The sequence below is a fragment of the Myroides sp. 1354 genome, from assembly GCF_030324495.1.
Classification (GTDB): Bacteria; Bacteroidota; Bacteroidia; order Flavobacteriales; family Flavobacteriaceae; genus Flavobacterium.
Genome location: NZ_JACAGN010000010.1, coordinates 13,875 through 26,201, shown reverse-complemented (window position 1 = coordinate 26,201; position 12,327 = coordinate 13,875). Strand labels below are relative to the sequence as shown.

Below are 12,327 nucleotides of genomic sequence, written 5' to 3'. Positions count from 1 at the left end.
ATTTTCTAAAAAATTCGGTATTTAAATAACAACACGATTACAATGGGAGCTCCAAAAATAGCAGTAATAGCATTAATAGGCAACATCACTTGGTCTTGAATTTGGGTCAGCATATCACAAACCAAAAGCACTAGACTCCCCATCCAGATACAGGCGCCAATCAAAGGGCGATGTGTATTTGTTTTCCACAGCAAACGCGCCATATGTGGAACAGCGAGTCCAACAAAAGCAATAGGTCCAACAAATGCCGTTGCTCCTCCCGCCAACAAGCTGGTTGTTATAATAATTAAATTTCTCGTTTGCTTGACGTTAATTCCCAAAGAAGCTGCGTAGGCATCCCCCAACAACAACGCGTCTAATCTGCGAATTAAAAATAGAGCTAAAACGACACCTAGACTAACGACAATCAAGAAAAGTACAATCATTTCTTTGGTTAGGTTACCCAAACTTCCCGACATCCAAACTACGTATTTTTTCAATTGATCTGCTTCGCTAAAATAGGTAAGAATAGCAATAATAGCATTGGCAAAACTACCAAACATTAAGCCGACGATTAAAACGGTGATGGCATTCTTCACGCGATAAGAAACGCTTAAAATCAGGAGTAACAAAAGTAAACTTCCTAAAACAGAAGTAACCAATAACGCATAATTTGACGTCAAATAAGGAGTAAGAAAAGTAGGTAATAATGCTCCCCCCATCAAAACAAGGGCTACACCTAGTCCGGCTCCTGCACTAATTCCCAATACATAGGATTCTGCCATGGGATTTCGAAACAGCGTTTGCATCAATAAGCCACTAAGAGATAGCGCTATACCCACCAGCATCGCCACAATGGCTTTGGGTAAGCGATAATGCAATACAATATAGTCCCATGATGCTTTAGTTCCTTCTTGCCCTGTGAGAATGCGAATCACCTCCTTAAAAGGAATGTGTACACTTCCCCAAGAAAGATTGAGTATAAATACAAATGCAACGAGTGCGATTCCCAATCCCCAATTTGCTTTTTTTATTTTCATTTACTGTAATTGTCGATAAAAATGCGGTTGATAATTGGGCAACACTTCGGGATGTAATATTTGAATAAGATCCTTTAGAACAAGATCAGGTCGCAAAGGTCCCCATTCATAGAAAAGAGTCCCTCCTGTTTCTCCTTTGGTTGGTGCAAATGAATATATCTTTTTATTTTTAAAAGCTTCAAATTCTTTATAATGCGGATTAGCTGCTGCCAAATCATTTAAGGATTCATAATGCCCTGGGTTAATCCAAAAATCAGCTTGCTGCCCTTTCTCTAATACTTGTTCAAAAGATAGGGCTAAACTCCCAACTCCTGGAGTATCATTCCACAAATAATTGGCTTTTGCGTCTTTAAAATACATGGCCGCCCAACTATTTCCTTCTGGTAAATACCAAACATCCGAATACATCGCACCACTTACTATGGTTGGTTGATTTTTTATTTGAGTAACAAGTTGTTGAGCTGTTCTATAATCCTCCACGAGTTGTTCAAAAAAATGATTCGCCTCTTTTTCTTTATCGAATAATACGCCAAAGAGCTTGATCCATTCCGCTTTTCCCAACGGATTTTGCTCTGTCCAATCTCCATTATACAATACGGGAATCTCCGCTTGTTCAATTGTTTGTAGTGTTTTATTGCTATTATCCATAGCAAAAGCCATCAATACATTTGGTTTCGCATCGACGATTACCTCAATATTTAGCGCTTCATTTTGTCCCAATTCCTTGATTTTTCCCGCTTTAATTTGCTCTCGAACACTTGCTGTTGAAATATAATCTAATCCAGCAAAACCAATAAGAGCGGGAACTTCCCCTAAAAGATCTAAGGCGGGAATATGCGTTGTTGACGTACAAGCAATCGTTTGGATGGGAATTTGAATTTGGGTATATTGTTTTAGAGAATCTGGCACTTTCGCTTCTTCCTTTTTCAACACATAGGTAAATTTTTCTTTCGCTGAAGCCCAAGGTTGAGTAATTTGTACAACATATATGTCGTCATAAGCTATTAAGGTAAAACCTTTGGCGTAGGTTATCAGAGACTGCTGAAAGTGTTGTTCTGTTTGCAAGGTTGTTTTATCCTTACACCCTACAAACAAAAGTATCCCCATGCAACTCAAAAGATAAAAAGCTATTTTATTCATATCCACTTGTGTTTACGATACAAAAATAAGCTTATTTCTTTTATTTGGAAAGAGGTGAGAGGTGAGGAGAAACGTAGGGGCACAGATGGTAATGTGCCCAATAAAACGAAGTACCTTTTTTAATTCAACATAGTTATGTGCCTAATAAAACAAAGTAACTTTTTTAGGTAAAATAAAGAGAAACGAAAAAGGAAAGCGGAGAGAGGTGAGGAGAAAGGAGTGAAATTTGCTTTTCTGTGTTTGCGCTTTTTTGTGTTTTTGTAAACTTTCATTCTTAAAAACGATCAACCTTATTTAGGGACGTGAAATTTGCTTTTCTGTGTTTGCGCTTTTTTGTGTTTTTGTAAACTTTCGTTTTTAAAAAAAGTTCTCTCACCTCTCACCTCTCACCTCTTTCCTAACTAAAATAAAATCGTTTAATTTTAAATTTCAGCTCTTTCTTCTTGTAAAATCTAAATTGAAATTTAATAGTTTCTAGCCATAAACGGATAAAAACCTCTTTAGAGCTTTTTCCGATCAATCGAGCATAGTGTTCCGCCATTTTCTCAATATCCTGGATATTGGTGGTCAAATGAGCGAGATTTTTCATGCGGTTAGAGAAAGACATCTCTTGATTAAATTTCATTCTATTTAAATCGACCAAATAAAAGACATAGGTTCCATCGTCCTGTTTTTTGATTAATGTATTTCCTGGTGAATGATCCAGAAACTCAATTCCCTTTTCATGCAAGCCATAAGAAAATCGAACAAATTCTTCCAAAATCACTTCCCGATGAGGATAATTCTTTTGGGAGATTAAATCGCGATAGGTCATTTCTGCCTCAACAAATTCCGAAATATAATAGGTGTTTCGAATTGTTGTGGCTGTACTGTATTCAAAATACGCTACCGCCTGTGGGTTAGCTACCCCCAATGTTTTTAATTTTTCAGCGTGTTCATACGAACGTAATCCTTTCGGTTTTCTAAAAAATTTATAGACGCGTTTATTTAATTCATTGGGAATTTTAAAGGATTTTATTGCTACTCGTTGACCGGTTGATAAGGTGACCAATTTGATTGAGTTTCTGCTTCCTTTAAAAAGATAAGTAGTTAATGCATCATAGTTTTCAATTAGGTTTGTTAGTTCTTCTTTTTGGTTTTGATATAAGGGATGAATGTGCTTATTTACCCTTAGTTGAGTCATGTGTATTATTATTTTAAATTCTATAGGCAAGATACGGCTATTCAAAGAAACTCATTTTCAGCATCCAAAAACACAATTACCTAAAAACCAATGAAATACAACTAAAAAAAATCACCTAAAAAAGAAAGATATAATTTTCGTTATTCGCGGTGAATTAAGAACTTTACTTCTATATCCAATAAAAACAATCCTAGCATATCCGGCATATTACTTATTTCAAACTCTTTTAGTAAATCAAATCCAATCTTGGTTTTCCTCTTCCTCCCGTTCTTTCGTTTCTCTCCTTTTTATGAATTTAATGCTTTTGTAGCCCTTGTTTTTTATTTTTCATCAGTAAATCAATAGTTCAATGAGATTAATACATCTTTAGTTTGAAACATTCCGAACTAAAAAGGAAAAAACAAATTAAACTCTTCCCTTTTCTTGTGTTAACGCTTCCTTTTGTGGCAATTGTTAAAAATAGTTAATTAAAATACCGTATTCTACTACAATTTTAAAGAATATTCTCTCTCGATTATACTAGAATTTCATTAAATGCGTTTTAAAGAAATACGAAGAAAGATGAGATTGAAAAGCGTATTTTAAGGGTCTAATGTACGTAGGTTATTGCCTTCTCGCACAAACGAATCACACAGAATACGCGATTTCAATGTTAATTAAGGAGTTGAGCTATAAATTTTACAGATTAGCTCTTGTTTATTTCAGAATAAAAACTAATTTTGAGAAAGATAAAAATTAACATTTTATTAAACTTTCACTTTTGTGTAATACTAATACTATGCAACTAAATATGAAAAAACTTTTATTTCTAGCACTATCATTATCAATCCTTTCAACATCTTGTAGTACATCGGACGATCCTTTTGTAGAAGTACCACAGGTACCCAACCTTGACAATGGTTTACTTATTTTAAATCAAGGAGGTTTACAGTATAATGATGCATCCATAGGATTTTCAAGTTTTGCCTACGATAAATATCATGCGAATATTGCATTAACGCCAGACAAGGCATTAGGAGACATTGCACAGAGTATGGCTTTCAAAGACAACAAAGCTTTTGTTGTATTAAAAGGGTCAAATAAAGTTGAAATATTTAACCGTTATACGTTTAAACACGAAGGAACAATTACAGAAGGGTTAAACAAACCGTTATACATTGCTTTTGCCAACAATAGACTATATGTATCTAATGAAGAAACACAAACCGTTAGTGTTTACGATGAACAATACAAATTCATTACCTTAATTAAAATCAATGCTCCAGTAGGTCAGATTTTAGCTTGGCATACCAAATTATATGTACAGAAAAATATATCAGCAGATAAAAGCGAAATCGTTGTTATTGATTCAAAATTCAACATTACCAAAAAGATTCCTGTAGACAAAGAATTAAAAGACATCGTAACCTTAGGAGACTTTGTTTATGCAGTTTCTAGTACAGCTGATAAATCATTCTTTTACAAAATTGACGCTCAAACGGATGCAATAGTAACGCAATTTTTCTCAACGAGAAACAGTGCGGCTAAGAACTTGCGTTTAGACAATAACGATTTATATTATACGAGTAATAGCTCTGTTTACAAATGGAATCCACATGATACCAATGTACAAGTAGCCCCTGTATTGACAATTCCGGAAAACGAGTACAATGCGGCTTCTACTTTTTATGGATTTAATGTAATTAAAAATACAATCTACATTGGAGATGCAGGAGATATGATGGATCCAAGTACGGTTCACATCTATCAAAACGGCAAAAAAATTCAAAGTTTTAAAGCGGGAATATTAACAAGTAATTTCTACGCAAACTACAAATAATAGCAAAGAGTCCTTCGGGACTCTTTTTTATTTTCATCTATTTACACTATATTGAACTCATCTTGACTTTCTCTAATTGGTTAAAAAATTGTTCTTTTGAGCCTGCTTTTTGCCATTTTTTCATTCCGTAGCCTTGCTATGCAATTTAAAAATTCCTTTAATCAGTCTCAAAATAACTAATTTTCACTTCAATCAAAAGAGTCAAGATGAGTTCATTTCAAAAAAACGTTAGTTGTTCAATAATATTTTCTATTTTTACTATAATATTAATTTAGTTCGCAAGAAATAATGAAGAACAAAAAAAATATCACTTACTTCATTGGCGGTATACTGATTGTTAGCTTACTTGTATTGATTATACAATCTCAGTATCTCAACACAACACAAGCGCCACCTTCACAAACCAATCTCGGTACTTTTTCCAATCCGGAAGTAGCGTATCAGGAATGTAAAACCATTTTATCTGAGGTTTCAAAAGCCATAAATACTAGCGATACAACTAATTAGAATACCATGAAACGAATCCTACCTTATTTGATCTGTTGCTTGATGTTATGTTCTGCAAATCTAACATTCGCACAAGATAGCTTTTCAAAGTTTGAAAAAAACAAGAACATCAATAATGTTGTTGTAAATAAGAAGATGTTTGAAATGATGGCTAATGTAAAAGTAGAAGCCACCAATACAGAAGAAAAGCTCTATTTTGATCTAATAAAAAAACTAACGAGTTTACGCGTTTTCAACACAAAAACGCAAGAAGTAAAAAAAGAAATGACCACCACCATTAATGAGTATGTGCAAGCAAAAAACCTCAAAGAACTGGTAAACAAAAAAGACAGTGATTCCAAAGTGGTTATTTACATTGACAAAACTGGAACGAATCAAAACATTTCCGAACTCGTCATGTTCAACGATAGTGTTGATCCGACAAAAGAAACAGTTTTAGTTCACATCACAGGAAACTTCAGTTTAAAAGAACTTTCCTCCCTGACTAAGAAAATGAATCTCCCCTTAGGAAACACCTTAGACAAGCTATAAAACATAGACGCTCCTTTCAAAAAAAGGAGCGTTTTTTTATTATTCACAAGAAACAACTGACATTTATCAGGGTATTTTATTATTATTTTTCATAAATTAGTACAGAATAACATAAATAAACACGTATTATGAACTTAATGAATTTACCTCTGTACAATTTTGCTAATGGCACCTTTATGATCATTATCTTTGGCTTAGTATGTGTGGGACTTGTGATAGCAATCTTCATGTTTATGGGAGGAAGCCCCAAAAAAGAAGATGATGATGAAAACAAACTAGACTAAGAGCAAGACGATATACCATTCACGTAAAAAAAAATTGTGATGCGCGACCATCACAATTTCTTTTTTTGCCCAACTTTGGGCGATATTTTGTATTGTCTTTTTTATACCTCCATAGCGGTACACAATTCGATCAGAAACCCATTGCAGTCGATGACATAGGCAACGGTTTGCCCCCAAGGCTTAACCTTTATGGGCTCATAAAGTGTAGCACCTGCTTCTATTGCTCGATCCACAGCTTCTTCCACGTTATCTACAACAAACCCTAATTCAATTCCCATTACTTGATCTTTACTCACAGTTCTATATCCTTTCGATAAATTAGACTGTGCCAAATCTTCTCTAGCGAAAGCTAAAGTAGTTTCTCCTGAGATCAATTCGGCGTAATCAGCTTCTGGTGTGATAAACTTGCGCTCAAACCCAAAAGCACTTTCGTAAAACGCAAGTGTAGCATCTACTTGTTTTACGTACATAATGGTATAACTATACTTAATCATCTTGTGTGTTTTTCTATTCAAATATACGACACAATTCCCGCATTAAAATCACCAAAAATCCAATTTTTCCGCACTCTTATCGTTTTCTAACCTAGCATTAAATTTCTTTAATGTTAATTTTCTAATACTTATAAGTTTTACTTTTGGTATAAAAAGCACAAATTATGAACATATTATTGATTGAAGATGAGGCAAATGTGTCTAATTTTATACGCAAAGGTTTAGAAGAAAGTCAACATAAGGTTACCTTAGCTTATGAAGGTTTCATGGGATTAAAATTGGCCATGGAACACGAGTTTGACCTGATTATCTTAGATGTCATTCTCCCCAATATGAATGGTTTTGATCTTTGTCAGGAAGTTAAAAAATACAAATCGGACACCCCCGTTTTAATGCTAACGGCTTTATCCACTTTACACGATAAAATCAAGGGGTTTAATATGGGAGCCGATGATTATTTGACCAAACCCTTTCATTACGAAGAGCTTTTACTACGTATTAACGCCTTAACGCGTCGCATGAAAATGGCCGTTCCCAGCTTGGAGTACACCGTTGACAATTTAGTGATGAATTGCTTTCAGAAAAAGGTATACCGCAATCAGGTCGAAATCAATCTCACCCAAAAAGAATATCATTTATTGGAATACTTCCTCCTCAACAAAAACCGCGTATTGAGTCGCGCGCAAATTGCAGAGGCAGTATGGGGGATTGACTTTGACCGTGGAACCAACCTCATCGATGTCTACATCAATTACCTCAGACGAAAACTAAACAAAAATCAAGAGACTTCCCTGATTCAAACAGTCATTGGTATGGGGTACATTTTAAAAGACGAACAATGAAAATAAGAACAAGACTTTCCCTTCAATTTATAGGACTATTTGCCATTTTACTCTTAGGGGTATTGACCTCCATTTACTTTGTAGTAGCCACCCAATGGAAAAAGAATTTCTTTCGTCAATTGGAGGATCGCGCTGTTACGGTTGGACATAATTACTTAGCAGAAGACAATTTTACGAGAGCAGAATACGAGGAAGTGTTGCGCAAATTTCCACGTACTTTACCCAAAGAACAAATTCGCATCTATACCTCCTCTTTTGAACCTACCTATATTGCAGAACAGGAATTAAAATGGGACAAATCACTCTTACAAGCAATCTATGACAACAAAAAGGTTCAGTTCAAACAAGAAGGGGATTTTATTGTGGGGATTTTTTACGAAGATAACTCAGGCAATTACATCATTGTAGCCAAAGCCACCAATGAAAATGGCGAAAAAGCTTTACATCAATTGCGCAGTATTATGTTGTTTAGCTTGTTGATTGCCTTAATCATCACCTTTATTCTTTCGCGTATTTTTTCAAATTCTCTATTAAATCCCATCAAGAGCATCATCAATCACGTTCAAGATAAAGATGTGGAAAATTTAATTCAACCCATTCCCGTGGAGCATATGTCTAAGGATGAGATTAAAACCTTAAGCGACACGATTAACACCTTATTTTTACGTCTTCATACCGCCTTTGACAATCAGCAATCTTTTGTTTCTCATGCCTCTCATGAGCTCAAGACTCCTATTGCTTCTATGATGGGCAATGCGGAAATTGCCTTGCGTAGTCCACGAAGCGAAATGGAATACCGAGAAGTATTGGAAGGCATTGTCAAAGATGCGAGTCACATCAATCGCATCATCAACAATCTACTCACCTTATCTCAGTTGAACAATGCGCGATACTCCTTACAAGAAACTTCTTTTGAAACCTTTTGGTGGACTTTAATCGATCATTTAATAGCCAACCACAAGACGCTCAACCTCAACCTAGCTTTGGAGACACAAGAAGAATTATACGCCTTGTATTTCAATGGAAATTCACACCTACTCGAACTCGCTTTGTCGAATATCATTCTCAATGCGCATAAATTTTCGCATGAGGCTCCTATTCAATTAACCTTAAGTACGGATGAACAACACATCGTTATTCGCATTGAAGACTGCGGGATTGGTATTCACCATGAGGATTTAGATAAATTGTTTCTTCCTTTTTTCCGATCGCCAAATGCTTTGGGCATTAAAGGAACAGGATTGGGATTGTCCTTGGCGTATAAAATTATTGAATTACACCAAGGTTCTTTAATGGTAGACTCTATTCTCCATCAAGGAACTACGGTAATCATCCGACTTCCCAAGCAGGTTAAAACGGTAGATTAATTTTTTTTAATCTCTTTCTAATCCCTATTTTATCTCGGCTTAAAGTCCTTTTAATTTCCTCAACCTAGGTTTGTATTCTAATTTAATTGCAAACCATAATGCGTAAAACAAAAAGACTCTTAGCCACCTTACTTTTTTGTTTCAGCTTATTGAGTGTACAAGCACAAGATAAAAAAACGCCGATTTTAGTGCGTGACGCTGAGACCTTACTCCCCTTACCTGGGGTGACCATTGAGAATATTAGCAAAAAAGAATATAGTTTCACTTTAGAGGATGGTTCTTTTGATTTAGTTGTAGAAGAGAAAGAAAGCATCCAATTGCGATTGTCCTATTTGGGTTATCAAGAGCAATTCATCACCATTGAGGGAAATACAATACCAGCCACCATTGATTTATTTATTGAAGAAAATGTATTAGATGGCATTGTCATTACAGGATATACCAAGCAATCCAAAGCGAGAACGACAGGGGCAGTAGGAAAAATTGAAGCAAAAGCGTTGAATCAACTGCAAGTAAGTTCAATGGATCAAGCCTTACAGGGGCAAGTACCTGGATTGTATGTTGCTTCCCCTTCGGGTCAACCTGGTACTCCAGGGCGGGTAACGATTCGCGGAATTGGTTCTCTTCAAGACGAAAATACCAACCCGCTGTACATCTTAAACGGTATGCCGATATCCCCTGAGACCTTTACTTCCCTCCCACCCGAGGATTTTGAAGATATTACCGTATTAAAAGATGCGGCAGCTACAGCACAATATGGTTCCAGAGGAGCCAATGGAGTCATTGTCATTACCTCCAAAAAAGGAATGGCCAATTCCCCCCTACAAGTGACCTACCAAACCCAATATGGATTTGCTCAGGCCAACAACAGCAAATGGGATATGATGAATACCAATCAACGTTTGCAGTTTGAAGAAATGTTGCAGGACCCGGATTTACCTGGTTGGGCTTATTCTCAACAAAATCCATACAAAATGATCAACGGTACTGCTGTTGCCAAAACGGAGGAAGACTATGTGAGAGATGCCGCAACACTCAATCAAATCAGACAAACGAATATGGATTGGCGCAAAAAAATATTGCGCAAAGGAATTATTCAATCCCATGCGTTAAGTTTAACGAGTGGAAATGAAAAAACACAACACTATACGTCCTTCAACTATACCAACCAAGAAGGGGTATTATACAATTCTGGCATAGAACGTTTTACTATTAACTCCAATATTCACCATCAAAGCAAACGCTTTAAGGCTGATTTTTTCATCAACTTGGCACAGAGCAACAGTAAAGAGTCTGAATCGGATTTTGACGTTAGTGAAACCAATCCAGTAGCTTCTCTTTACTTTGCGCTGCCATACGAAAATCCATACGATGAAAATGGCCAATTGCAACCCGGTGCCAATCGTTTTGGAACGAATGCCTTGGCAATGTACCAAGATGTCAATCGTAAATCAACGAGCTTGAAAGGGGTCTTATCGGGGAATTTCTCCTATGCCCTTACAGATGAATTGAAATTAACTTCAACCCTAGGGGTGGATTACGGTAAATATTCCAATACCCATATCATCAAACCCGATACTTACTTTGGGGCTTTGGTAGAAGAAGGCGGACAAGGAATGTACAGTCAAGGAGATCAAAACAAAATCAGTACCATGAGTAATTTTGGTTTCAACTATAGAACCCAATGGGATCAACACGAAATTGAAGCAGTGGGATTAGTGGAGATGAATCGCTATAAGTACGATTACCACGGATTTACTGGTTTTGGTTTACTAAGTGGATTGGATCAAACTCCATCGGGTATCACACCAGGTACACCAGAAAATGACTTTATTCCCAAAGTAGAAGGTGGTGCTTCTGAAAATCTACTCGTTTCACAGATTGCTTTACTCCGTTATTCCTTTGAAAACAAATATACGTTGAGTGGTAGTTTAAGACGCGATGGTTCTTCTCGTGTTCCTTCCGCTAATCGCTATAAGTACTTCTATGCTTTAGGAGGAAACTGGAACATGAAGTATGAAGATTTCTTACTTGATAATGAGGTGATTTCAACAGCGAGAATGCGTATCAGTTATGGTTTAACAGGAAATGCCAACGGTTTTGCCAGCGATTTCGGTTACCGTCGTTTATATGGACCTGGTCAATACAACGGACAAACGGGATTAGTGCCTACTACACCAGGAAATGCCAACTACAACTGGGAGATGAACCGCATTTTCGACTTAGGTCTTGAAATGGGATTCTTTAAAAATCGATTGGTTGCTGAGCTTGATTTTTACAACCGCATTACCAGTGATCTATTTATCGACCGCACCTTATCCATGACCTCTGGATTTGAATCTTTACCGTCTAATTTAGGAAAAATCCGCAACCGAGGGGTTGAGTTTAAAGTTTCAGGAGACCTGATCAGACAGGGCGACTTCACTTGGAATATGGGATTGAATCTAGCCTTCAACAAGAATAAAATTCTCAGTTTAGGCGATGAAGACGATATTGTAACGGAAGATTACTCCATCCACCAAGTAGGAAAATCGCTCGGACACTTTTATATGGTGCGTTGGGCAGGGGTTAATTCCCAAACGGGAGCTCCACAATACTTAGACAAAGAAGGCAATATAACCGATGTATACGATCCTGAAAATGCAGTTTTAGTGAAAGGAAGTTTTGATCCTTCTTGGAAAGGGGGAATCACAACGAGTTTTCGTTACAAGAACTTAGAAGTAAGCGCGTTATTCTCTTTCATCAAGGGAATGTATCGCCTGAATACGGGTGAATTCTACCGTACCTCAGCCGATCCGAATTACCGCATTTACAACCAATCAACAAGTATGTTGGATATGTGGCAAAAACCAGGAGATGAAAGTAGCAACCCACATCCGAGCTATACGAGATACTTAACGGATCGCGAATTGCAAAAAGCAGATTATTTAAAGTTGAGAAACTTAAACATCAACTACAAAATTACAGACTTAGGTCGAGCAAGTAAATTCGTCAAAGAGGTGAATGTATTCGCCCAAGGGTCTAACCTCATTACGTGGACCAAGTGGAAAGGACAAGATCCAGAAGATGACAACAACTGGTACCAATACGAATATCCACTTCCTCGTACCATTACAGCAGGTTTAAAAGTAATTTTCTAAA

At 36.5% G+C, this 12,327-nt stretch carries 9 protein-coding genes; 5 read left to right on the top strand and 4 right to left on the bottom strand.

Going from position 1 to position 12,327, the window contains the following annotated elements; translation table 11 throughout:
- Positions 1–5: 5 nt before the first annotated feature.
- The 3 genes from HX004_RS11225 to HX004_RS11215 all read right to left on the bottom strand — a co-directional run bounded on the left by HX004_RS11225 (position 6) and on the right by HX004_RS11215 (position 3,342).
- Positions 6–1,019 (bottom strand): FecCD family ABC transporter permease, encoded by a 1,014-nt coding sequence (locus tag HX004_RS11225; RefSeq protein WP_286442598.1) that lies wholly within the window; start codon positions 1,017–1,019, stop codon positions 6–8.
- Complete coding sequence (locus HX004_RS11220; protein ID WP_286442597.1) at positions 1,020–2,159, bottom strand: ABC transporter substrate-binding protein; 1,140 nt, start codon at positions 2,157–2,159, stop codon at positions 1,020–1,022.
- Between the two features lie 397 nt (positions 2,160–2,556).
- The gene (locus HX004_RS11215; RefSeq protein WP_286442596.1) at positions 2,557–3,342 is read right to left on the bottom strand and encodes a lipopolysaccharide kinase InaA family protein; all 786 of its coding nucleotides are present in this window, start codon (positions 3,340–3,342) and stop codon (positions 2,557–2,559) included.
- 790 nt (positions 3,343–4,132) lie between these two features.
- Between HX004_RS11215 and HX004_RS11210 the strand changes: the two genes are divergently transcribed.
- Both HX004_RS11210 and HX004_RS11205 read left to right on the top strand, forming a co-directional pair.
- The gene (locus HX004_RS11210; protein WP_286442595.1) at positions 4,133–5,161 is read left to right on the top strand and encodes a YncE family protein; all 1,029 of its coding nucleotides are present in this window, start codon (positions 4,133–4,135) and stop codon (positions 5,159–5,161) included.
- Positions 5,162–5,674: 513 nt separating this feature from the next.
- Complete coding sequence (locus HX004_RS11205; protein WP_286442594.1) at positions 5,675–6,199, top strand: GFO_1090 family protein; 525 nt, start codon at positions 5,675–5,677, stop codon at positions 6,197–6,199.
- 385 nt (positions 6,200–6,584) lie between these two features.
- Here the strand turns inward: HX004_RS11205 and HX004_RS11200 are convergent, their stop codons facing one another.
- Entirely contained in the window at positions 6,585–6,977 is a 393-nt protein-coding gene (locus tag HX004_RS11200) for a VOC family protein (RefSeq protein WP_286442593.1), read from the bottom strand.
- Positions 6,978–7,141: 164 nt separating this feature from the next.
- Between HX004_RS11200 and HX004_RS11195 the strand changes: the two genes are divergently transcribed.
- The 3 genes from HX004_RS11195 (at position 7,142) to HX004_RS11185 (ending at position 12,326) form a co-directional block, all read left to right on the top strand.
- Positions 7,142–7,819: a response regulator transcription factor gene (locus HX004_RS11195; RefSeq protein WP_286442592.1), complete on the top strand. Its 678-nt coding sequence runs from the start codon at positions 7,142–7,144 to the stop codon at positions 7,817–7,819.
- On the top strand, positions 7,816–9,186 hold the full coding sequence (locus HX004_RS11190; protein ID WP_286442591.1) for a sensor histidine kinase: 1,371 nt from the start codon (positions 7,816–7,818) through the stop codon (positions 9,184–9,186). Before HX004_RS11195 ends, HX004_RS11190 begins: the two co-directional genes overlap by 4 nt.
- A 98-nt stretch (positions 9,187–9,284) precedes the next feature.
- Positions 9,285–12,326: a SusC/RagA family TonB-linked outer membrane protein gene (locus HX004_RS11185; RefSeq protein WP_286442590.1), complete on the top strand. Its 3,042-nt coding sequence runs from the start codon at positions 9,285–9,287 to the stop codon at positions 12,324–12,326.
- The last annotated feature ends 1 nt before the right edge of the window (position 12,327 follow it).